Here is a 24,062-nt window from a genome sequence, read left to right on the forward strand (position 1 = left end):
TCATGCATAAACTTCCGCTCGTAAGCACTCAGCTCGGCATCTGGCTGGCAGACCAGGTCGCTGCGCGCAAGAACCGCTATGTCATTGCGCATGGCATCGAGTTCCGAGGCGAAATCGATGTCGAAGTGCTGCAAAGAGCGATCCGCATTGGCCTGTCCGAGGCCGATACGGTCACAGCACGCTATTTCGAGGACGAGGCCGGAGCCTGGCAGGGCATGCCGGACCCGGTTTTCATCGCCGATCCTGAAATCCTCGATCTAAGCCGTGCAGCCGACGCAGAAAGCGCCGCGCGTGCTTTCATGGAAGGCGATATCGCAGAGGATCTGCCGGCCAGCGGCGAGCGGCTGCTTTGCCGACAGGTGCTGATCAATCTCGGCAAAACGGATGGGGCGCCGCACTGGTTCTGGTACCAGCGCTACCATCATGTGATACTCGATGGCTTCAGCTTCAACGCGCTGACGCGGCGGATCGCCGAGATTTATAGCTTGAGCCTGCGTGGTGAACCGGTCGGCCCGGCGTCTTTCGGGAGCGTTTCGGAGGTCGTCGAGGAATACCGCGCCTACGCTCAATCCGCTGCCTTTTCGGCGGACCGCGATTTCTGGGCAGGGTACTGCGGGGATATTCCTGCAGCCTGCAATCTGTCGATTCGCCGTGATCTGCCCAGTCTGGAAAACACCTCCGGCGTGGTGGCGCATTCGCATCGGCTGCCGTCCAAAAGCCTCGCGACGTTGGAAGCTTCCGCGGCGCAGCACAAGGTTGCCGTATTCGACATCCTGATGGCGTCAGTGGCTGCCTATCTCTTCCGTGCCTCGTGCGAGGCGCGTCAGGTGGTCGGCATTCCCTTCATGCGCCGCATGGGGTCAGCTGCCATCAATTCTGTGGCGCCGGTCGTCAACGTGCTGCCGGTGCGCGTCGATGTCGACGGTGCGCTCCCGCTCATCGCAATTGCCGAACGCGTCAAGGCGGCCTTGCGCGAGGTGCGCAGGCACCAGCGTTACGATGCGGAGCAAATACAGCGCGATCTGGGCCTGGTCGGCAGCGGAAGGGCGCTATACGGCCCGGTCGTCAACTATCGCATGTTCGACTACGACCTGAAATTCGGCGACCTCCGTGGCGTCACCCATCACCTCGCGACAGGTCCCGTCGATGATATCGAATTCGGCATTCTCATTCATGAGGGGGTCGTCACGCTCGAACTGCGCGCCGATGCGTCGCTTTACGACGGGGACGATCTGCACCGCCATGCAACGCGCCTGGCGTGCCTGATCGAGGCGTTCTGCGAGGACAATGAAACTTCGATCGCACGCCTGCCGGTGACGGAAGACAGCGAGGCTCGGTTGATTGCCGCGAGCGCCACTGGCGCTGCCATCGCGCAGCCGGCGGAACTCACCACCATTCTCGATGTCTTCATCACGCAGGTAGCGAAGACGCCCGATGCGACTGCTCTGGTCTTCGGCGAAACCGCCCTGACATTTGCGGAGCTGTCGACGCGCGTTTTCCGTCTGGCGCGCCTTCTCATCGGCAGAGGCATTGGCCCCGGCGATGTCGTCGCCGTCGCGCTGCCCCGCTCGGAAGAGGCAGTGGTGGCCATGCTTGCCGTGCTTGCAAGTGGTGCGACGCATATGCCGCTCGATCTTGATTATCCCGTCGAGCGTCTCTCCATGATGTGCGAGGACGCGCGGCCAGTCATAGCTCTGACCACGCAGAGCGAGGCCACATATCTGCCGGTCGGCCTGGACCTGATCTGCCTCGATGATCCGTCGGTGATCGCCGCCTGTGCCGCCTGCTCGGAAACCCTGGTTGCTGCAGCCGAAAGAAAGGCGCCAATCGGCGCCAACTCGATCGCCTACGTGATCTTCACCTCGGGCTCCACCGGTCGCCCCAAGGGCGTCATGAACAGCCACGGTGCCTTGCTCAACCTGCTTCTGTCGCATCGGCCGACGATCTACGAGCCGGGTCTCGAAGCCTTCGCCGCGAGGCAATCGGGGAGAACGCTGCGGGCAGCACATACCCATTCCTTCGCCTTCGATTCGTCCTGGCTGCAGATCTTCTGGATGCTGCTCGGGCAGGAACTGCATATTATCGACGATGAGTTGCGCGGTGATGCCGAAGGGTTCGTCGAGGTCATCGATTTGCTCGGCATCGACGCCATGGATCTGCCGCCTTCCTTCTGCGCGCAGATGATGAATTGCGGGCTTCTCGCGCCCGGCCGCTATCGTCCGACCGTGCTGCTGATTGGCGGTGAAGCAGCATCTCCTGCGCTCTGGACCGCCTTGCGACAACACATCGACCTGCAGGCGCATAATCTCTACGGGCCAACGGAATACACCGTCGACACACTGCGCGCGCCGGTTAGCGTGGCGGAGCATCCGGTGGTTGGCCGACCGATCGGCAACACGCAGGTCTATATCCTTGACGGGCATCTGCAGCCGATGCCGGTTGGCTTCGTTGGTGAGCTCTATATTTCGGGCAGCGGCCTTGCCCGTGGTTATCTCGGGCGGCCCGACCTGACAGCACAGCGCTTCGTCGCCAATCCCTTCCGCACCGGCGAGGTCATGTATCGTACCGGCGATCGTGTCCGCTGGAACGAAGTGGGGCTGGTCGAATTCATCGGCCGCAGCGACCATCAGGTGAAGGTGCGTGGCTACCGGGTCGAGAGGGCAGAGATCGAAACGGCGTTGCTGGCGCTGTCCGGCGTGCAGGCAGCGCTGGTGATCGCGGAGGCGATGAACGGCAGCCATCGCCTGATCGCATACTGCACGATGGATCGAGCGGCTAGCGAAGACAGGCCGTCGCTCTCTAACGCCTTGCGCCGCAGCCTGAAAGACAAACTGCCCGACTATATGATCCCGGCGGCGATTGTCGTGCTGGATGCGTTTCCGCTGACAGTGAACGGGAAGGTGGATCGCGCGCGGCTCCCGGCTCCGATGGTATCGGTAGAGGCGGCGCCATCGACGGCTGGCGAGCTTCTCGTCTGCAAAGCCATGGCACAGGCTCTGAAGCTACCCGCCGTGGGCGTAGACAACGATTTCTTCTCGCTTGGCGGCGACAGCATCACCGCCATCATGCTTTGCAGTGCCTTGCGTGCTGAGGGCTTCCTTTTGCGGCCACGCGATATTTTCGCCGAGCGCGATGCGCGGCATATTGCGCTCGCGATTAAGCCGCTGGCGACCCAGACCACCGCGGCAGAGCCTGTCGCAACGCCTTCGCTCACGCCCGCGGAGACGATGGCGCTGCGGGCACGCTACGGCCCGATCGATGCCGTGGTGCCGGTTCTTCCAACACAGAAAGGCATGCTGTTCCACGCACAGCTCGGCGACCAGGCGGGGACATACAATGCCTACACACGGCTCGATCTTGATGGCGCTCTCGACATTTCAAGGCTTCGCCGCGCCTTCGACGCCGTCTTGCGCCGCTATCCGCAACTTGGCGGTGTCTTTGACATGGAGGGCCGCGACGAGCCGCTGCTGCTGGTTCCGAAGCTGCCTGAAGGGGCGGAACATCTCTGGCCATGGGCTGAGCACGACCTCTCCGCTTTGGCTGCTGACGAGCAAGCCGCCGCACTGGAGCGGATTCAGGCTTTGGCGGTCGAACGTGACCATGTCGGTCCTGCCTTCCGGCGGCTGTTGAGCGCCGCGCTGGTGCGGCTTGGCGAGGAACGGCATGTCCTGCTGATCGTGGTTCATCACCTGATGATCGATGGTTGGTCGACACCGTTGCTTCTTCGCGATCTTCTCGATGCCTACGCGCTCGATGCCCGCGAGCTGCCGCCTCAGACCGTCAGCTACGCCGACGTCGTGCGCAGACTGGCGGCACGCGATGCCGCGCCGAGCCGGGAGATCTGGACGGCAGCACTCGACGGTGCGGCCCGGACCTGCCTTTTCGATCATGTGACGGCGACCGGCACGGTCGAGGAACACGAACTGTCATTGCCGGCGGAGTTATCAGACGCATTGCTTTCGCAGGCGCGTCAGCGCGGCGTTACGCTTAATGTGCTGATGCAGGCCGTCTGGGGGCTTGTTCTAGGCTCGATGGCCGGTCGCGACGAGGTGATTTTCGGCACGCCGATTGCCGGTCGCTCGGCACCAATCGACGGCATTGGCGAGCAGGTGGGCCTGTTCCTCACGACCATTCCCGTGCGGGTAGCCTTGCGCCCGGAGGTCTCGCTCTGGGATCAGATGCAGGGCATGCAGGCGCAGCACGCTTTGCTGATGGAGCGTGACGATCTCGGCCTCGGTGAAATCCAGGCGCTGGCCGGCGGCAAGACGCTGTTCGACACGCTGCTCGTGGTCGAGAACTACCCCGACAACGAATATCTGGAGCGAGACCTTGCCGGGCTTCGCGTCCGCAATGTCCACAATCGCGGCTACAGCCACTATCCGCTGGCGCTGCTGGTGCTGCCCGGCCGCGAACTGACGCTTCTCATTGAAAATCGCGGTGCCGTTGCCGATCCACGCGCGCTGGCGGAACGGATCGCCGGTGTGCTCGAAGTGCTTGCCCGCCAGCCGGAACGTCCGGTCGCTGCGCTTCCGGTCTGGACGCCTCAAGATAGGGAACTGATCAAGAGCATCAACACGACCTCTCATCCTCTACCGTCGCTGACATTGCGCGATCTGCTTATCGCCCAGGCGGGGCGCACGCCCGACGACATTGCGCTTGTCGACGCGGACGGCGAACTGACTTTCCGCCAGGTCCGCCAGCAGGTCCTGCATCTGGCGGAGCGCCTGCGTGGGGAAGGGGTGAAGACGGGCGACATCGTCGCCGTTGCCCTGCCGCGTTCCGCTCGGCTGAGCCTTGCCATTCTGGCGGTGATCGAGGCGGGCGCAGCCTTCCTTCCGCTCGACCTGAGCTATCCGCCCGATCGGCTCGCCTTCATGCTCGACGATGCGAAGCCGCGCCTTGTCATCGCCGATGCCGGTTCGCGGTCGCTCGTCCAGGAAACGGTGCCCCTGCTCCTGTTCGAGCAACTTGCCGATTTTTCTATCGAGGTTCGCGACCTGTCGGCGGATCAGGCGCTGACGCCACAGCATCCGGCCTATGTGCTTTACACGTCCGGCACGACCGGCAGGCCGAAGGGCGTGGTCGTGTCACATGCGGCAATCGTCAACCGCATCCTCTGGATGCAGCACCAATATCCGCTCGATCGCAGCGACGTGGTGTTGCAGAAGACGCCTTGTGGCTTCGACGTCTCGGTCTGGGAATTCTTCTGGTCCTATGTGGTCGGCGCAAGTCTGGTGATGGCGCCGCCCGAGGCGCATCGCGATCCTGCCGCGCTGCTCGACCTCATCGAAACTCATGGCGTGACGACGCTACATTTCGTGCCCTCCATGCTTGCCGTTTTTCTTGCCACGACGAAGGAGACTGCCGCACCGGGCGCGCAGCCCTGTTCTTCAATGAAGCGGGTCTTCTGCAGCGGCGAAGCATTGGCCAAGGGTCTGGCACGGGAATTCGCCGGTCTGTTCAGTGCAGAACTTCACAACCTCTATGGCCCCACGGAAGCCGCCGTCGATGTCACCTACGCTCCTGCTTCGGGCGATCTTGTCGCCGGAAGTGGCGGCGTGCCGATCGGCCTGCCGGTGTGGAATACGCAACTGCGCATCCTCGACCATCTGCTCCGCCCAGTACCCGTCGGGGTCGCGGGAGAACTCTATCTCTGCGGCGTGCAGCTTGCGCTTCGTTATCTTGGCCGTGCCGAGCTGACTGCTTCGCGGTTTGTCGCCGATCCCTTTACTGAAGCGGAGCGGATGTATCGCACCGGCGATCTGGCGCGCTGGCTGCCGGACGGACAGGTGGAATATCTCGGCCGCACCGATCATCAGATCAAGATCCGCGGCCAGCGCGTGGAACTCGGCGAGATTGAGGCACAGATCGAGCGGTTGCCGGGCGTGCAACAGGCCGTGGTGAATGCCGTCCAGGTCGGGCAGCCCGGTCTTGCCGGTGCGGATGAACGTCAATTGGTGGCCTATGTCGTAGCTGTCCCGAACGGATCGCCAGCGCTCGACACCTTCGCGGACACGCTGAAGGCGGTACTGCCGGGCCATATGGTGCCGGCCACCTTCATCGCTATGGACGCGCTGCCGCTGTCGCCCAACGGCAAGCTGGATCGCAAGGCGCTGCCGCTGCCGGCGGCGGCTGAGTCCGCCGCGGGGAGGGCGGCGGCTGAAGGACTGGAGAGCCGGATCTCCGAAATCTTTGCCGATCTGCTTGGCCGCGAGACGGTTGGAGCAGAGGAAGACTTCTTTGCAATTGGCGGTCATTCACTTCTGGCGATGCGGCTGGCGGCACGTATCCGCCGCGACCTGAAGCGGCAGCTTTCCGTCGGCCAGATCATGGTGATGCCGACGGTTGCGAAACTCGCGGAACACTTCGTTGCCGGCGAACTGGTCGGCGGCATGGCCAAGGACGGTTTTGAACTCGTGATCCGTCTCAGGCCGGGCGAGGGACCGCCACTGATCTGTATCTATCCGGCGTCGGGCGTGTCCTGGCAGTACAGCGTTCTGTCGCGCTACCTGAAAAAGGACATGCCGATCATCGGCCTGCAATCGCCCCGGCCGCATGGGCCGATTGCCACAAGCGAGACGATGGAAGAGCTGTGCGACAGGCAGCTCGCCATCCTGCGCGAGGTGCAGCCCTCAGGACCCTACTATCTTCTCGGCTATTCGCTCGGTGGCACGATTGCCTACGGGCTTGCGGTCAGGCTCCGGCGTCTGGGCGAGACGGTCCGGTTCCTGGGATTGCTCGATACCTACCCATCCGAGGAACACGACTGGAGCGACCCCGACGGTGCGCAAGCCAATCTCGGCGCGGAACGTGAGCAGGAGCAGTTCATCAACGATGCCATGGCCGATGTGATGGACGATGATTTCCGCCGGGAAAAGGAGGAAATGTTCGGCCACATTTTCGAGAACTACGGCGACAGCGTCACCCTGCTCTCGAAGGCCAGCACGCCAGACTATGATGGGCGGATAACCCTCTTCGTCGCCGGCAAGTCGGTCCCGCCGGGTATCGACCCGGAGACGTGCTGGAACAGCCGCGTGTCTTCGGTTTCGATCCATCGTCTGGCGCATTGCTCGCACGAAGACATCATCTCTCCGGCGTCGCTCGAGATTCTCGGGCCGTTGCTCAACACACTGATCCTGGAGGCCGAACCTCATGTTGGAACGGTCGCACCGATGCGGCCGCAGGAGGCTGCGGAGTAGTGATGCCCAAGGTCGATACGCGTGCCGAAGAATTTCAATGACAGGCAAAAGATGATGAAAAACATTATCAAGCTCCATAACCGCCCGTTCCTTTCGACGCTCAGCGGAGGCGGGCGATGAACGCTCTTGCGCGCAAAGTGGTAGCGGCTTCGGCCCTGCAGGAAGATCTGCTGTTCGCCTTCCAGTCGCGCCGCGGGACAATTCGCGGTCTCGGCATGGAGGCCGCACTCCAGCGTGGCCCTGCGGCCAGTCTCGGGGAGCGTGTCGGCTCATTCTTCAGCAAGGTCGGTGCTGACGCGTTGATCGCCGGCGCTCTCCCGTTCGATCGCGATGCCGATGACTATCTGTGGCAGGCTTCGCAGGTGACGAAGACGCCCGAGCCGGTGCCTTCGGCCGCTCGCCACGCAGGCCGCTGGCGTCTGCGACCGGAGCCGGAGCCGGCGGGTTACGTTGCCGCGGTGCAGCGCGCGCTAGCGATCATGGCGGCGGAAGAAGGGCAGACGGACGCGCTGGCAAAGATCGTTCTGGCGCGCAGTCTGGTGGCGGTTGCGGAACATCCGATCGACCTTGGCATGCTGCTCGCGCGGCTTTCGATCGATCCGGCAATCACCGCCTTTATGGTCCCGTTGCCGCACAAAGCGGGCCGCTCCCGTGCGCTGGTAGGCGCGACACCCGAGTTGCTGCTGTCCAAGGCGCGCGCGCGTATTTCGTCGCATCCGCTGGCAGGCTCGGCGCGTCGCCAGAGCGATATTGCGGTCGATGCCGCCGCTGCCGCCGCACTCGGCCGTTCCGACAAGGACAGGCGCGAGCACCAGATCGTCGTCGAGTTCATACTCGACACGCTGGCACCGTATTGCCGGCACCTTTCGCGGCCGGAAGGGATGTCCCTGACCAGCACGAGGAGCATGTGGCATCTGGGCACCCGTATCGAGGGCGAACTCAGGGACGAGACGGTTCCTGCGGTCGTTCTCGCCGCCGCACTTCATCCGACACCTGCCGTCTGCGGCCTGCCACGGGACCGCGCTGCGCAATTGATCGGCCAGCTCGAGCCCCATGACCGGGATTTCTATGCCGGCACGGTGGGATGGTGCGACGGGCGCGGCGACGGCGCCTGGTATGTGACGATCCGCTGCGCCGAGATAAGCGGCTGCGAGGCGCGGCTTTATGCGGGAGCCGGCATCGTACCGGGCTCCGATCCATGGGCCGAAGCTGAAGAAACGGGCGCTAAATTCGGCGCGTTGCTTGCGGCACTCGGCATCGATACGCAAGGGGCGCGGATATGAAGCCCGTCGAACAGCGCTGGCCCGATGAGTTTGCGCGCCTTTACCGTCAGGCCGGCTACTGGCGCGGCGAGACCTTTCCGGGGTTCCTTCGCGATCGCGCTGCCGAGCGGCCCGACGCTATCGCCGTAGTCGATGGGGCACGGCGCTGGAGCTACGCCGAACTGCACCGCCGGGCCGAGGCGCATGCAGCCGGCTTTCTGGCCCTTGGCCTGGTGCCGGGGCAGAGGGTGGTCGTTCAACTGGGCAATATCGCGGAGTTTTTCTCCGTCGTTTTCGGGCTGTTTCGGGCAGGTCTCGTCCCGGTCTACAGCCTTCCGGCACACCGGCTGACCGAGATCGTGCATCTCGCACAACGATCCGAAGCAGCAGCCTATATCGCCGGTGCGGACTATGACGGTTTCGACTATCGCGTGCTTGCCCGCGACCTGCGGGACGCGGTGCCTGAAGTACGGCACGTGGTGATCGTCGGCGATGCGCAGGAATTCATGGCACTCGATGCCTGTGTGGCCGACACGGCGAACCTGCCTGCCGATCCTGATCCTGCCGCCGTTGCCTTCATGCAGATTTCCGGCGGCAGCACCGGGTTGCCAAAACTCATCCCGCGCACCCACGACGACTACATCTACAGTTTCCGCGCCAGCAACGAGATTTGCGGCGTGACGCAGGACAGCGTGTTTCTCGTAGCGCTGCCTGCCGCACATAATTTCCCGATGAGCTCGCCCGGCCATATGGGTGCGCTCTATGCGGGTGCGCGGGTGGTTATGAGCTCTGCTCCCAATCCTGACTTCACCTTCCCGCTGATAGCGCGCGAGCGCGTCACCATCACCGGTCTGGTGCCGCCGCTGGCGCTGCTCTGGATACAGGCGGCGCCCACAAATACGCACGACCTTTCCAGCCTGAAGGTCCTGTTGGTAGGCGGTGCGAAGTTCATTCCGGAAGCGGCAAAACGCGTGAAATCGACGCTCGGCTGCCAGTTGCAGCAGGTCTTCGGCATGGCCGAAGGGCTGGTGAACTATACCCGCCTGGATGATCCCGACGACATTGTCATCAACACGCAAGGGCGCCCCATCAGCCCGGACGACGAGGTTCTGGTGGTGGACGATCAGGGCAAGGAGGTCGAGGAGGGCAAGCCGGGTTATCTCCTGACCCGTGGACCGTACACGATCCGCGCCTATCACAATGACGATGGTGCCAATCAGCGCTCATTCACGCCGGACGGTTTCTACCGCACGGGAGACGTGGTGCGCCGGCTGGCTGGAGGTTATCTCGAAGTTCTCGGCCGCGCTGGAGACCACATCAACCGGGCCGGCGAGAAAATCTCCGCCGAGGAGATCGAGGATCATCTGCTGGCGCATTCCGGGGTGTTCGACGCCGCCATCGTCTCGATACCCGATCCGACGTTGGGCGAGCGAAGCTGTGCCTTCGTCATCGCGCAGGAAGAAGGCCTGAAATCCTCCGCCTTGAAGGCCTGGATGAGAAAACGCGGCATCGCGGCTTTCAAGGTGCCGGACCAGATCATCTTCGTCGATCGTTTCGAAACCACGGCTGCCGGCAAGGTCAGCCGCAAGGAACTCAGGGCGCGCCTGCGTGGCGAATTCCTGACGCAAAACGAGGAGAATATTCAGTGACTGCCAAGGGCCTGCCCCAGATACCGGCCTATGCCTTGCCGACAGCCGAAGAATTGCCGGTCGCGCGTGCTCCCTGGAAGCCGGAGCGCGAGCGTGCAGCACTTCTGGTGCATGACATGCAGCGCTATTTCGTACGCCCTTTTCAGCCCGGAGAATCGCCGATTGCTCCGGTTATCGCAAACATCGCCAGGCTGATCGCCCATTGCCGGGCTGCCGGCATACCAGTGTTCTATACAGCGCAGACGGGCAATCAGGACCGGCGCGATCGCGGCCTGCAGGCCGATCTCTGGGGTCCGGGAATGAGCGGGGAGGCGGAGCATCAGCCGATACTGCCGGAGCTTGAACCGGCGACCGGCGATTTCGTTCTGGTGAAGCACCGCTACAGCGCCTTTCAGCGCAGCAACCTTGAAACGCTGATGCGCGTTCGCGGCAGGGATCAGCTTATCGTCTGTGGAATCTACGCGCATATCGGCTGCCTGATGACGGCCGGCGAGGCCTTCATGCGCGATATCGAGCCTTTCTTCGTAGCCGATGCCGTGGCCGATTTCTCCCGCGAAAAGCACGACATGGCGGTTGCCTATGTCGCCGCGACTTGTGGGGTCCCCTTCGCCACCGCGCAGTTAGAGGCGGCACTATGAGCGACGTTTCCCTGTCGAACGGAACCGCGCGCGCAACACGCCCCTCGGGTCTTGCCGGCAAGATCGTGCTTCTGACCGGTGCGGCGGGCGGGATCGGAATTGCCCTGGTCGAGGCGCTGCATGCGGAAGGCGCAAGAGTAGTCGCGACTGACCTGGACGTTTCAGGCGTGCCGGTTCTCGACGGCGTTCGCCGTGAGGTGCTCGATGTGACGGACGGTTCGGCGGTCGAGGCGCTTGTCGAGAAGATCGAGACCGAATGGGGGCCGATCGACATCGGCGTCAGCGTTGCCGGCGTTCTGGCAACCGGGCTGGTGGCGGATACCACCGACGCCGCGTGGCAGCGTGTCTTCACTGTTAATGCGCAAGGTGTCTTCCATCTGGGCCGCGCGCTCGCAAGACGCATGACGCCGCGCCGCAGGGGCAGCATCGTCACGGTCAGTTCCAATGCCGCCGGGGTTCCCCGGCACGGCATGGCGGCCTACGCAGCCTCGAAGGCGGCAGCAACGATGTTCACGCGCTGTCTCGGGCTTGAATTGGCGCCTCATGGCATCCGCTGCAACATCGTTGCTCCCGGCTCCACGCTCACACCCATGCAGACCGGCATGTGGGCGGATGCCGATGGCGCGGCGAATGTCATTGCCGGTTCGCCCGAGACCTTCAAGGCAGGCATCCCGCTCGGCAAGCTCGCAACGCCGGAAGACGTCGCCGATGCCGTCGTGTTTCTGCTGTCCGACCGTGCCGCTCACATCACCATGGCCGACGTCTATGTCGACGGCGGAGCGACACTTCGTGGTTGAGGCAGTTCTTCCGGTCCGCTTGCACGAGACGTTCGGGCTTCCTGCCGGAGAGATCCTCGTCTGGCAGGTGGAAGTGCGGCCCGACTACGCACCGGATGCCGACATCATGCTGCTTGACGAGGTCGAAAGCAAAAGGGCTGCAAGCTTCAAGACCGCAGCGCAGCGCGCAGTTTTCGTCGCCGCGCATGCTTCGTTGAGGCGCGTTCTTGCGGCTCGACTTGGCGTGAATGCGAAAAGCCTCGTCTTCGATGTCAGCGAATGGGGCAAGCCTTCGCTTCGTCATCCTTGCTGCGATCTTGAGTTCAATATCTCTCACAGCGCAAACAGGATCCTGATTGCGGTCTCGTCCGCGGGACCGGTCGGCGTGGATATCGAGAAAATCCTGCCCGAGCCGCCTTACGAGGTCGCTTCGATAGCCTTTTCGCAGAATGAACGGGCCGCGCTTGAGCGCCTGCCTGCGGCGCGCCGCGGCAACGTTTTCTACGATCTCTGGACGCGCAAGGAGGCCCTGGTCAAAGCGATGGGCCTGGGTCTCGGCATCGAGCTTCAGGACATCGACGTGAGTCCGGATATGCATGCCGGCCGCAGCAAGGCGATGCTCTTCGCAACCCAGGCAGAGGCGGGCGACTGGGAGCTTCTCCGCCTGCCTCTGATAGCGGGATTTTCGGCAGCTCTGTCGCTGCGACGGCACCAGCCAAAAGCAGCCGTTGGCGAAAAGACACGGCTCGCCAATTTCGAACTGTCGCGGCGTGTATTCGGCTACAAAAAACTTGACTCAAATATTCAAGTTCAATAGCCGGGTCGTGGGGATTCATTGGAAAAACATATCTATAGCCAGCAAGCCAGTATGGGTGCGCCCTGCCAGCCAGCTTTTGATCAGCAGGGGGCTGAAATGTACCATTCATCGGGGATAACCAACAGAAACACTGCCGCACGCTGCGCGACGACGCGGCGCGGATTGAAGCTCTCTCTCGCACTTCTCCTGTCGACCAGTTCGATGGCGTTCGCGGAGGAGGAAGAGGCAATCGTCCTGAACCAGGTCGTGGTCACGGCTTCGGGATCGGCTATCGACATGAGGGATGCTCCAGCCAGCATCACCGTCGTTACCGCCGAGGAAATCGCAAAGATGCCGGCACAGGACGTGCGCGACATTCTTTCCAAGGTCGAAGGCGTAACGGTGGGGCGTGCCGGAAACGCGAACACTATCCAGATCCGAGGTCTCGGAGAGCGCTACACGCTGTTCCTGATCGACGGCAAGCGCGTGAACTCCGCGCCGAACATGTTCCGCGGCAATGACTATGATTCAGGCTGGGTGCCTCTCGACGCGATCGAACGCATCGAAATCGTGCGGGGGCCGATGTCTTCGCTGTATGGCTCCGATGCCATCGGCGGCGTCATCAACATCATTACCAAGAAGGTCACAGACGCCTGGCATGGCTCGATCACGACCGACTACACGCTGCAGCAGAACAGGAAGGCCGGCGACTCCTGGCGCACCGGTTTCTATCTGTCCGGTCCGCTGGTGAAGGACAAATTCGGGCTCAAGCTTTACGGCAGCTGGGACCATCGCAACGCCGATGACCCGTCGCTGAATCCCAACGCCGCACTTGCCGGCTTCACCGAAAGCGACAGCAAGTTCATCGACGCGACAGGCACCTGGACACCGGACTCTCAGAACGAGTTCGACTTCAACTACGGCTATTCCCGCAAGGCGCATGACAACTATCCGCTCGATCGCCACGCTCTCTCGCTGACGCATCGCGGCGACTATGATTTCGGCACCACCGAACTGAAGCTCTGGGGTGACCGGGTTCACAACTATCGTGGCCATGGCAACACGCTGGGTGTGGATCAGCCGAATACTGCCTACAATGCCGGCATCGACGGCAAGGTCGTGCTGCCCGTCGACATGATGTTCGACCAGAAGCTGACGATCGGCGGCTCGCACCGGTATCAGAGCATCGACGATCCCTATGTCCTGACGGGCGAGGGCGGCACATCGTCGTCGGTATGGCAGAGCGCGCTGTTCATCGAAGACGAGATAAAGTTCTCGGATGATTTCCTGGTGACGCTTGGAAACCGCCTCGATTATCACGAGAATTTCGGCGCCCATAACAGCCCGCGCGTCTATGGCGTTTATCATCTGACGAAGGAGCTGACCCTGAAGGGCGGCTGGTCTTCCGCCTTCAAGTCGCCCACCCTGCTCGAGAACAGCCCGAACTGGCGGCAGATATCCTGCGGCGGCAGCTGCTACCTGCTCGGCAGCACGGACCTCAAGCCCGAGACGAGCCAGAGCGTCGAACTCGGGCTGCTTTACGAGGGTGCGATCTGGTCAGGTGGCGTGACCGCTTTCCGCAACGACCTGAAGAACATGATCCCATTCCCGCCGAACCGTACCGGCGATGTCACTGAGGCGACGAAATATCCCAATTTCGTCGGCTTCACGCCCGATGGGCTGCCGATGTTCACCTACGAGAATGTCGATCGCGCCCGGACCCAGGGTATCGAGGCGTCGGTCTCCGTACAGCCGTTCGATGGCTGGACCTTCAAGGCCAATTACACGTTTCTGGACGCAAAGAACCTGAGCGGTGTCGAGCGGCCGCTGGCCTATCAGCCCAAGCACTCCGCGAATTTCGGGGTCGACTGGCAAGCCACCGAAAAGCTCAACCTGTCCGTCAACCTCAACTATGTCGGCAAGCAGTACACATGGGTGCCGGCGAGCGGGAATCTTGAATACGCCTCCAAGATGGATGCCTTCGTGACCGGCGATGTCGTCGCCAGCTACGACGTCAACGAGAACTTCACCGTGCGCGGCGGTGTGCTGAACGTCGCCGACAAGACGGTAACCCGAACGGTCGGTGACGACTTCAATGTCGATGGCCGCCGCTTCTTCTTCTCGGCCACCGGAAGGTTCTGAGAGATGCGGCGCGGATCGGTGATCTCTTCCCGTAACCATCGTGGGGAATGGAGCTGTCAAAACTCATTGCTGTCTGGATTTTCGTCATGAACATAGCTGCATCGAGTGCTCAGGCGACCGGGTCTTCGGTTGGGATCACCGTTCCCGCTACGGAACAGTTTACACTCACAGCGTCGGCCAATGGCCGGCGCTACCGGATATTCGTGGCTCTTCCACGCGACGCCGCGCCGGCGGAAGGCTATCCCGTAATCTATCTGCTTGACGGCAACGCCACCTTCCTGATCGGAGCGGAAGCCGTACGGCTTCAGACACGCAAGCCAAAAGGTTTTGAGCCGGCCGCGCTGGTCGCAATCGGCTATGAGACCGAAGAACCTTTCGATGTCGTGCGCCGCTACTTCGACTACACGACGCCGTCGTCGCCTTCCGCTCTGCCGCCGCGCAAGGTGGATGAACCCTGGCCGAAGCTGGGCGGAGCCGACGAATTTCTGGATTTCATCGAGCGCGACCTGAAGCCCGAGATCGAGCGGCGGCTACCCGTCAACCGAAACCGGCAGACCCTGTTGGGCCATTCGCTTGGCGGGTTCTTCACCTTGCACACCTTGTTCACGCGATCTCATTTGTTCTCCACCTATATCGCCGGCAGTCCATCGATCTGGTGGAACAATAGCGAATTGCTTGGTCGCGCCCGTGACTTTGTCGCCAGTTCCCCAGATCTGAGCGGCAAGAAGCTGCTCATCGGCATAGGCGCCGACGAGCTCGACGACATGGTGGCGGATTCACGCAAGATGGCTGCGCTGCTTGCGCCCCTGGCGGCCAACGGGCTGACATTCAAGCACGTCGAATTTGCCGGTGAGGAACATATGACGGTTCTGCCGGCCTTGGTCAGCCGCACGATCGGGTTCAGCCTTCTTCACCGCGAAGGTGCTGGGCGATGAAGTCGATCCCGATAAAGCCGGCGCTTGAGCGTCTTGTGCTCGGCTTGCTTGTCCTGGCCTTCGCAGCACCTGCGGCCATGGCCGAGCAGATCACCGTCACCGACCTTGCCGGTCGCACGGTCTCGGTACAATTGCCGGCGAAGCGCATCGTGCTTGCAGAGGCTCGCCAGTTGGTAAGCCTCTCTCTTATCGACCGGGATGTGGCCAGACGCATCGTCGGGACGGCAGGCACACGGCTGTTCGATCCCGAGGCGCGCAAGGCTTATGAGGCAAATTTCGCCGAGTTTGCAGCCGCGCCGAAGCTCGATGACGAGGCGAGCAATCTTTCGGCAGAAAAGACGATCGAGGCAGAGCCAGATCTTGTGATCCTGAGCGGGAATATCGGCCGCGATCCGCGGTCACAGGCTTTGGCGGAGACGCTCACGGCCGCCGGCATTCCCGCAATCTTCATCGATTTTCGCGCCGACCCCTATGAGAACACGGTTCCCAGCGTCGAGCTGCTGGGCAAGGTTCTGGGCAAGGAAGCGGAGGCAAGGGCGTTTCTCGACTTCTATCTCGAACACAGAAGCCGGATCGTTGAACGTGTCGCGAAAATTTCCGATAGACCGTCTGTTTTCATGGAAATGCAGGCCAATTCCAGGGAGCAGTGCTGCATGTCGCCAAGCCGTGCCAATCTCGGCCGGTTCATCGTCGAGGCTGGCGGCATCAACATCGGCGAGGCCGTCGTGCCGGGCGCGTTCGGTCCCCTCAGCCCCGAATATCTGCTGGCTCAGGACCCGGACATTTATATCGGCACCGGTGGGCGGCACCTCGCATCGAGCGGCGGCATCGTGGCGGGGCCGGGGATTTCGGAAGAGGAAGCACTGGCTGCTCTCAAGACGGTTGTTGCGAGGCCTATCATTTCCGAACTCAGCGCCGTGCACAAAGGCGATGCACACAGTCTCTGGCATAACTTCCACAACAGCCCGCTCAACATCGTGGCTCTTGAGGTGCTGGCGAAATGGTTCCATCCGAATGTGTTTGCCGATGTCGACCCCCACGCCACTGTCGATGAAATCAACCGGCGATTCCTGCCGGTTCCCTTCGAGGGCGCGGCGTGGATAAGCCTGGCGAAAGACTAGCCGATATGAATGCGCAAATTGTTGAGGCAGCAACCGGTCGCGCGCGAGACGCAGCCGCCGACGCCTATGGAAATCTTCTCTGGCGCCGCCGGCTGCTGATCGCCGTACTCGCTACAGCACTTGCCGCTTCGTTTTTCTTCGATATTGCTGCAGGGCCTTCCGGTCTCGGGCTCAGCCAGTCCTTCAACGCGCTCTTCGGCCTTGAGGGCGCGACCCGAACGCAGGGCATCATCATGTGGGAGGTGCGTCTGCCGCAGGCGGTGACGGCAATCCTCGTCGGGGCGGCGCTGTCGCTTGCAGGCGCCGAAATGCAGACGATCCTCGACAATCCGCTGGCCAGCCCGTTTACGCTGGGAGTTTCGTCGGCAGCGTCGCTCGGCGCAGCACTCGCCTTGATCCTCGGTGTCAGTCTTCCCGGTCTGCCAGCGACATGGCTGGTGCCAGCCAACGCCTTCCTCTTTGCCTCCGTGTCGGTGATGATCCTCCAGGCGCTCTCCGCGCGCCGGGGGACGGGACCGGATACGCTGGTGCTGCTGGGCATCGCCATGGTGTTCGCGTTCAATGCGCTGGTGGCGCTGCTGCAATTCGTGGCTTCCGAGGCGGCGTTGCAGCAATTCGTGTTCTGGACCATGGGCAGCATTGCCCAGACCGGCTGGACGAAGATCGCTATTCTGGCCGTCGCCCTGGCAATCGCCTTTCCGGCATCGTTTGCCGCGCGCTGGCAACTGACCGCGCTGCGTTTCGGAACCGACCGGGCGCGAAGCTTCGGCGTGCCGGTTGCCCGGCTGCGTTTCTTCACGCTTCTGCGGGTCAGCATGCTGGCGGCGCTCTCGGTCGCCTTCGTTGGAACGATTGGTTTCGTCGGTCTCGTCGGACCGCATATCGCCCGGCTTCTGGTCGGCGAGGACCACCGCTTCTTCCTGCCGGCCAGCCTGCTGACTGGTGCAACAATGATGTCGCTGGCTTCGCTTGCCAGCAAGATGCTGATCCCCGGTGTGCTGCTGCCGGTCGGGATCGTCACCTCGCTCGTCGGAATTCCGATCTTTGTGGCGCTTATCCTGAGGCGGCGTGGCCGATGACCGAACGATCGCTAGCCATTAACGGCCTTACCTGCGGCTACCCCAAGCATGAGGTGTTGAAGGAGCTTTCGCTTCCGCGCATCTCGGCGGGCAGCGTCACAGTGATGATCGGCCCGAACGCGGCCGGCAAGACGACGCTTCTGCGCGCCATCGCCGGGCTTTTGCCAGCTCGGGGCGAGGTGAATTTCGATGGCAGGAACCTTCTTGCTCTTGCCCCAACAGAGCTTGCGGGTCTTGTCACCTACATGCCGCAAGTGTTGCCGCAGGGCGTCGCCCTGACCACGATCGAGGCGGTCATCACCGCACTCAGGGTTGCTCCTGACCGGCGCGGGGCAACCGACGCAGCGGTTCACGCAGAGGCCGCCGCTGTCCTGAACCGGCTCAACATCGGACACCTCTCGCTCACGCCGCTCGACGAATTATCCGGTGGCCAGCGCCAACTGGTCAGCCTTGCGCAGGCGATCGTCAGGAGACCGTCGGTCCTGCTTCTCGACGAGCCGACGAGCGCGCTCGATCCGCGTCACCAGATCGATGTCATGGGCGCGGTTCGCGAGATCGCCATCGAGGACGGCATGATCGTGATGGTGGTGCTGCACGACCTCAATCTGGCGCTCGCCTGGGCCGACACGGTCGTCCTGCTGGTCGACGGAAAAATCGCAGCCGCAGGGCCGCCCGAGGAGGCGATCACCTCCGCGACGCTTGAGGCGGCCTATCGCGTCCGCGCGCGGGTCGAGCGCTGCTCGCAAGGCAGGCTGCAGGTCATCTACGACGGCAAGTCGGTGTAGCGGTTCTTCGTCAGCTCGCACAGATTAGGCGCTCAGTCTTCCCCATTCGCGGGCAAGGCTGCCGGCAGCGCGATCGAGTGCTTCCTCTGAAAGGATGCCTTTGTTGCGCGCGAAGTTTTCGAACGCCTCGCGCACATCTGCCGCGGTTCTCTCGTCATTGATGGCCTTGCGGCAAACCTCCAGAGCTCCGTGATAGTCGAGGTCGGGAATGCCGTTCCATTCGAGAAGGATATCGTAGGCGTCCAATACGGTTTCGACGTCACGGGGAAAGCCAAGGCCGACGAAGATTGACAGCGGCTGGTCGAATTTGTGAGCGATCATGGGGTCGTAACTCCTTGCTTGATGCCGCTGTTTCAACGGCAGAAGTGGGCGACAGCAAGATTTGCTCCGTCACGAATAAAGAAAGGGCGACGAGTGAACGTGAACACGCAGGCACAGGATGCGAGGATGGGAGCCGGTGTCGTCACGCGAGGCGGCGTGATTTCTCGCGTCCCATGCGGCAGTCTTCGGTGAAAGGACTGGCAAGGGCCGGATCGCCGGCGAACAGTCGATACTCGGCCTCTGAAATTGCGTAGCAGGCTTCGAATTCAACAGCCCGCAACGCTTCGGGAAGCACTCAACGAGCCGAAGCGCAAATCACCTCGAACTGGCCCCAAAGCAATTCAAGAGACACCGCAGCGAGCAGCGAACGGATTTGGCGAATTCCGAATTGAAATCGTAGCGCAGCCAATCATTGAGCATGCCCGATATGAAGCAAAGAAACGTCGTCGATGCTGACCTGGCATCCCATCCGTTCGACAACTCACCTCTCGATTCGGCCAGCTCGAATGCACGTTCGAACACAGCCGCCATGGTGTCGTGAAGAGAGCGCTGCCACACCAGGGCCTCCTGCATCTCCCCGACATACTCGCAGCGCGTCACAATAATTTGATAGACCTTCCGCGTGTGCTCATTTTCTTCGAACAGCCTGACAATCTCAAAGGCGCGTTCCTCGATAAAGCCCAGAGGATCGGTCGACGTTTCGTCGATCTGCGCTTCCAGGAGTGCACTGTGTAGCGAACGCACGCGGTCTGTCATCGCGTTGAAAAGCTGCTGTTTATTGGAGAAATGCCAGTAGATCGCCCCACGCGTCAGGCCAGCTTCCTGGGCGATGCGCTCCAGCGACGCCCGCGACACGCCCATGTCGAGAAACACTGTCTCTGCGGCATCAACAATATGTTGCCGCGTCTCTTCCGACTCCGATTTCGTGCGTCGCATGATTTCGGCCTCCCTTTACATACATTGCTGTTTGTATATATGTTGCACCGCAATATAGCGACCCCTTCCGTTCACCTGGTGCATCATGAAATTGTTGTCCTCCACCAATCGAATCATAGCCGTCCTGGCTGTCAGCACCAGCCTTCTAACGGCAATGCCCAATATTTCCTCGGCGCAGCAAGCCGGTGCGCCCCCGCCCCCCGCGGTCGAAGTCACGACCGTTACCGCACGGGAAGTGCCGCTCGACTACACCTATGCCGGCCGCGTCTCCGCCTTCCGTGAAGTCGAAGTCCGTGCCCAGGTCGGTGGTATCCTGAAAGAACGAGCCTATGTGGAAGGTGCCCGGGTGAAAGCCGGCGACGTCCTCTTCCGTATCGATCCGGCCAGCTTCGAGGCAGAAGCCGCGCGCGCTTCTGCGCAGTTGCAGACGGCGCAGGCACAGCTTTCCCAAGCCAAGCGCGATCAACAGCGGGCCTCAGAACTGCTCGATCGCAAGGTGGGTTCGCAAAAGACCTTCGATGACGCGAAATCCGCCGTGGAACTGGCGCAGGCTGCCGTCGCGGTGGCGGCTGCTCAGGTGAAGACTGCCCAGATCAATCTCGACCATGCCACGGTGCGGGCGCCGATCGATGGCGTCACCAGTCTCGATGTCGTGCCGGAAGGCAGCCTGATCGGCACCGGCGGCAGCGACAGTCTGCTGACCCGGATTACCCGTCTTGATCCCGTCTACGTCAACTTCTCCTACGCTAGTGAAGATGCAGCCGAAATCCGGCGCATCATCGACCAGAACGGTTCGGATGACGGCAAGCTTTCCGCCTTGATCGTTTTCGGCGACGGCACTGCACTCGACCGCAAGGGCGTGATCGACTTCACCGCGCCGAGCCTCGACACCCAGACCGGAACGATGCGGGTTCGCGCCGTCTTCGACAATCCCGATTCCCGCCTGATCCCGGGCCAGTTCGTCCGCATCAGGATTGGCGGCTTGACAGTACCTTCGGCCATCGTCGTGCCGGAGGTGGCCGTCATGCAGGGGCCGGACGGCAAGTTCGTCTACACCGTAGACGATAGCCAGACCGCGGCCATGCAGCCGATTACGACAGGCCGCTCCGTCGAGGATGGGTGGATCGTCACCAACGGCCTGAAAGCGGGCGACCGTATCGTCACCAGCGGCGTTATCAAGGTGCGTCCCGGCACGCGCGTTGCAGCCACCAAATCCATACTCCAGACAGCCCAGGCCGAGTAATGAACCACCGTTTCTTCATTGACCGGCCGGTCTTTGCGGCGGTCATCTCTATCGTCATCGTGCTGGCCGGCGTTGTCGCCATGCGCGTGCTTCCGATCGCGCAATATCCGGAATTGACGCCGCCGCAGGTCGTGGTGTCGGCGACCTATCCGGGCGCCAGTGCCGAGGTCCTGACGCAAACCGTTGCCGCTCCCCTGGAGGAGCAGATCAACGGCGTCGAAAACATGCTGTACATGCAGTCGATCAACTCGGGCTCCGGCACGATGCGACTGATCGTGACCTTCGCCACGGGCACGGACGCGGATCAGGCCACCATCAATGTCAACAACCGCGTGCAGCGTGCGGTTTCGTCCCTGCCGCAGGAGGTCCAGCGTCTGGGCGTTTTGGTCAACAAACAATCGAGTTCGATCCTGGCGGTTATCTCGCTCAATTCGTCGAACGCGCAGTATGATTCCGTCTATCTCGCGAACTACGCGCTGCTTAATGTCATCGACGAATTGAAGCGCACACCCGGCGTTGGCGATTCGAATTTGTTCAGCCGCGAGAACTATTCGATGCGTGTCTGGCTGCGGCCGGACAAGCTCGCGCAGTACAACCTCACAACCACCGACGTCGCTACGGCCATCACCGAGCAGAACGCGCAATACTCGGCCGGTCGCGTCGGTGATCCGCCGACGCAAGGCAAGCTCTCTTACTCCTACGCGGTGACGACCGACGGTCGCCTGCCCGATGCGGAAGCATTTGGCAATATCATATTGCGTGCCGACGAAAACGCGGCGACGCTGCGCCTCAAGGACGTCGCGCGCATAGAGCTTGGCGCCCAGGACTACAGCTTCCGCGCCATCCAGGCCGGAAAGCCGACGGTTCCGATCGGCATCTACCTGCAACCGGGTGCCAACGCGCTCAACACGATGGCGGCGGTTGAAGCGCGCCTCGACGAATTGGCGACACGGTTTCCCGATGGGGTCACCTACGAAATTCCCTACGACACGACGCTGTTCGTGCAGGAGTCCATCAATGAAGTCATAAAGACCTTCATCGAAGCGCTCGTCCTCGTCGTGGTCGTGGTCTTCGTCTTCCTGCAGAACTGGCGGGCAACGCTCATCCCGCTCATCGCCGTGCCGGTCTCCATCCTCGGCACCTTCGCCGGCATGTATATGCTGGGCTTCTCGATCAACATGCTCACACTGTTCGGCCTGGTCCTGGCCATCGGCATCGTCGTCGACGACGCCATCGTGGTGCTGGAGAACGTCGAGCGCATCATGACGACGGAGAAGCTTCCGCCGCGCGAGGCCGCCATCAAGGCGATGGGCGAAGTGACCGGGCCGGTCATCGCCATTGTCCTCGTGCTGGTCTCCGTCTTCGTGCCGGTCGCATTCATGGGTGGTCTCGCCGGCGAAATGTATCGCCAGTTCGCGATCACCATCGCCGTCTCGGTGACGCTCTCCGGTGTCGTCGCGCTGACGCTGACGCCCGCCCTATGTGCAATTCTTCTCAAGCCGGGCCATCATGAACCGTGGGCGCCGTTCCGCTGGTTCAATCGCGCCTTCGATTGGCTCACGTCGGCCTACACGGCCGGTGTCCGTTTCTTCCTGAAACGCGCGCTTCTTGCCCTCACGCTGTTTGCCATCATGGTCGGCGCGATGGCCCATCTGTTCAACACGGTGCCGAGTGCATTGGTGCCGAACGAGGATCAAGGCGTGATCCTTGCAGTCGGCATCCTGCCGCCTGCAGCCTCGCTGGCGCGCACCAGCGAGGTCATGTCGACCGTCAGCGACAACGTCATGAAGAATCCGGCGGTTGAGAACGTTCTGGCTTTTTCCGGCTACGACCTGCTGGCCGGCTCGCAATCGCCGAGTGCCGGTGCAGCCTTCATCAAGCTGAAGGATTGGTCGGAACGCAAGGCGCCGGAACTCGATGCACGCGTTCTGCCCGGAGCGGTCATGGGGATGAACGCCGGCATCCAGGATGGTATGGTGCTCGCCTTCAACCCGCCTCCGATCCAGGGGCTGAGCACGACCGGCGGCTTCGAGCTTTACGTTCAGGACCGCACCGGCGCCGGCGCTCAGGCGCTGATGAACGCAACGCAGCAGATCGTTACCGCTGCCGCGGAACACCCGGAACTCGCCAATGTGCGCACGACGATGTCGATGAATGTGCCGCAATACAAGATCGACGTCGATCGTGAAAAAGCGACTGCGCTTGGCGTGCCGCTTTCGTCGGTGTTCTCAACCATGCAGGCGACATTCGGCAGCGTCTATGTCAACGACTTCACGCTCTACGGCCGCAACTTCCAGGTCAAGCTCCAGTCCGAGGCGAACTTCCGTGAAAAGCCGGAAGACCTGAGCCAGATCTTTGTACGCTCGCAAACCAGCAGCGCAATGATCCCGCTCGACAGCCTGGTCACGGTCAAGCGCGTGATCGGTCCTGATCTTCTCGAGCGCTTCAACAACTTCCCGGCCGCCAAGATCATGGGCGACCCGGCTCCCGGCTATTCATCGGGGCAGGCATTGCAGGCGATCCAGAAGGTTGCGGCAACGGCCCTGCCGGAAGGCTACACCGTTGCGTGGACCGGCACGGCCTATCAGGAAATCGAAACCGGCGGCACCGGCATGCAGGCGCTTCTCTTCGGCATCGTCATGGTGTTCCTGATCCTTGCCGCCCAATATGAGCGCTGGTCGCTTCCGCTTGCCGTCATCCTTGCGGTGCCTTTCGCATTGTTCGGAGCACTGGTGGCGATCTGGCTGCGGGGGTTAAGCAACGACGTCTACTTCCAGATCGGCCTTGTCACGCTGATCGGCCTGGCCGCGAAAAACGCCATCCTGATCGTCGAGTTCGCGGTGCTGAAGCGGCAGGAAGGCCTCAGTGCCTTCGACGCCGCGCTCGAAGCTGCGCGCCTGCGTTTCCGCCCGATCATCATGACGTCGCTTGCCTTCATTCTGGGCGTGCTGCCGCTGGCGATCAGCACGGGAGCGGGCTCGGCCAGCCGTCACTCGATCGGCACGGGCGTCATCGGTGGAATGCTTGCGGCGACGTTCCTCGCCATCTTCCTCATTCCGCTGTTCTTCAAGCTGATCGGCGGCCGGGACAAGAGGCGGGTTGATGCACCGCAGCCGGTCGGCGGGCATGAGGCGGGGGCAAGCATCCAGTGACCGGGCACGGGCTGGAGTTTGCCGGCTG

General features: G+C 62.2%; 15 protein-coding genes. 13 read left to right on the top strand and 2 right to left on the bottom strand.

All coding sequences use genetic code 11. The annotated features are described in order from the left end of the window. The first annotated feature begins 2 nt into the window (after positions 1 to 2). The 11 genes from WBQ96_RS16375 (at position 3) to WBQ96_RS16425 (ending at position 18,382) form a co-directional block, all read left to right on the top strand. Entirely contained in the window at positions 3 to 7,199 is a 7,197-nt protein-coding gene (locus WBQ96_RS16375) for an amino acid adenylation domain-containing protein (RefSeq protein WP_336552018.1), read from the top strand. A 116-nt stretch (positions 7,200 to 7,315) separates the two neighbouring features. Further along, positions 7,316 to 8,482, top strand: coding sequence for an isochorismate synthase (locus tag WBQ96_RS16380; RefSeq protein ID WP_336552016.1), 1,167 nt, complete (start codon positions 7,316 to 7,318; stop codon positions 8,480 to 8,482). Then, positions 8,479 to 10,110: a (2,3-dihydroxybenzoyl)adenylate synthase gene (locus WBQ96_RS16385; RefSeq protein WP_336552014.1), complete on the top strand. Its 1,632-nt coding sequence runs from the start codon at positions 8,479 to 8,481 to the stop codon at positions 10,108 to 10,110. The genes WBQ96_RS16380 and WBQ96_RS16385 overlap by 4 nt, the downstream gene beginning before the upstream one ends. Further along, the gene (locus WBQ96_RS16390) at positions 10,107 to 10,748 is read left to right on the top strand and encodes an isochorismatase family protein (RefSeq protein WP_336552012.1); all 642 of its coding nucleotides are present in this window, start codon (positions 10,107 to 10,109) and stop codon (positions 10,746 to 10,748) included. The genes WBQ96_RS16385 and WBQ96_RS16390 overlap by 4 nt, the downstream gene beginning before the upstream one ends. Beyond that, positions 10,745 to 11,545: a 2,3-dihydro-2,3-dihydroxybenzoate dehydrogenase gene (locus tag WBQ96_RS16395; protein ID WP_336552010.1), complete on the top strand. Its 801-nt coding sequence runs from the start codon at positions 10,745 to 10,747 to the stop codon at positions 11,543 to 11,545. The genes WBQ96_RS16390 and WBQ96_RS16395 overlap by 4 nt, the downstream gene beginning before the upstream one ends. Further along, positions 11,538 to 12,341 (top strand): 4'-phosphopantetheinyl transferase family protein, encoded by an 804-nt coding sequence (locus tag WBQ96_RS16400; RefSeq protein WP_336552008.1) that lies wholly within the window; start codon positions 11,538 to 11,540, stop codon positions 12,339 to 12,341. The genes WBQ96_RS16395 and WBQ96_RS16400 overlap by 8 nt, the downstream gene beginning before the upstream one ends. A gap of 96 nt (positions 12,342 to 12,437) precedes the next feature. Next, on the top strand, positions 12,438 to 14,462 hold the full coding sequence (locus WBQ96_RS16405) for a TonB-dependent receptor domain-containing protein (protein WP_336552006.1): 2,025 nt from the start codon (positions 12,438 to 12,440) through the stop codon (positions 14,460 to 14,462). Between the two features lie 86 nt (positions 14,463 to 14,548). Further along, positions 14,549 to 15,397 carry an alpha/beta hydrolase gene (locus WBQ96_RS16410; protein ID WP_336552004.1) on the top strand — a complete coding sequence of 283 codons (849 nt, stop codon included), beginning with the start codon at positions 14,549 to 14,551 and terminating at the stop codon, positions 15,395 to 15,397. Continuing rightward, a complete protein-coding gene (locus WBQ96_RS16415; protein WP_336552002.1) occupies positions 15,394 to 16,518 on the top strand; it encodes an ABC transporter substrate-binding protein in 1,125 nt (374 codons plus the stop codon). Before WBQ96_RS16410 ends, WBQ96_RS16415 begins: the two co-directional genes overlap by 4 nt. A gap of 5 nt (positions 16,519 to 16,523) precedes the next feature. Further along, positions 16,524 to 17,597 (top strand): FecCD family ABC transporter permease, encoded by a 1,074-nt coding sequence (locus tag WBQ96_RS16420; RefSeq protein ID WP_336552000.1) that lies wholly within the window; start codon positions 16,524 to 16,526, stop codon positions 17,595 to 17,597. Then, positions 17,594 to 18,382 carry an ABC transporter ATP-binding protein gene (locus WBQ96_RS16425; protein WP_336551999.1) on the top strand — a complete coding sequence of 263 codons (789 nt, stop codon included), beginning with the start codon at positions 17,594 to 17,596 and terminating at the stop codon, positions 18,380 to 18,382. The genes WBQ96_RS16420 and WBQ96_RS16425 overlap by 4 nt, the downstream gene beginning before the upstream one ends. A 24-nt stretch (positions 18,383 to 18,406) precedes the next feature. Here WBQ96_RS16425 and WBQ96_RS16430 read toward each other — a convergent pair whose 3' ends face one another. After that, positions 18,407 to 18,703 (bottom strand): DUF982 domain-containing protein, encoded by a 297-nt coding sequence (locus tag WBQ96_RS16430; protein ID WP_336551997.1) that lies wholly within the window; start codon positions 18,701 to 18,703, stop codon positions 18,407 to 18,409. 315 nt (positions 18,704 to 19,018) lie between these two features. After that, positions 19,019 to 19,639, bottom strand: coding sequence for a TetR family transcriptional regulator (locus tag WBQ96_RS16435; RefSeq protein ID WP_205826749.1), 621 nt, complete (start codon positions 19,637 to 19,639; stop codon positions 19,019 to 19,021). 85 nt (positions 19,640 to 19,724) lie between these two features. On the opposite strand from WBQ96_RS16435, the gene WBQ96_RS16440 reads away from it, so the two are divergent. Together WBQ96_RS16440 and WBQ96_RS16445 are read left to right on the top strand one after the other, a co-directional pair. Beyond that, positions 19,725 to 20,882 carry an efflux RND transporter periplasmic adaptor subunit gene (locus tag WBQ96_RS16440; protein ID WP_165119501.1) on the top strand — a complete coding sequence of 386 codons (1,158 nt, stop codon included), beginning with the start codon at positions 19,725 to 19,727 and terminating at the stop codon, positions 20,880 to 20,882. Further along, positions 20,882 to 24,034, top strand: a complete 3,153-nt coding sequence (locus tag WBQ96_RS16445; protein ID WP_165119502.1) for an efflux RND transporter permease subunit — start codon at positions 20,882 to 20,884, stop codon at positions 24,032 to 24,034. The genes WBQ96_RS16440 and WBQ96_RS16445 overlap by 1 nt, the downstream gene beginning before the upstream one ends. Positions 24,035 to 24,062 lie beyond the last annotated feature (28 nt).

Origin of the sequence: Mesorhizobium sp. CCNWLY176, assembly GCF_037153935.1 — a bacterium.
Taxonomy (GTDB): domain Bacteria; phylum Pseudomonadota; class Alphaproteobacteria; order Rhizobiales; family Rhizobiaceae; genus Mesorhizobium_M; species Mesorhizobium_M zhangyense.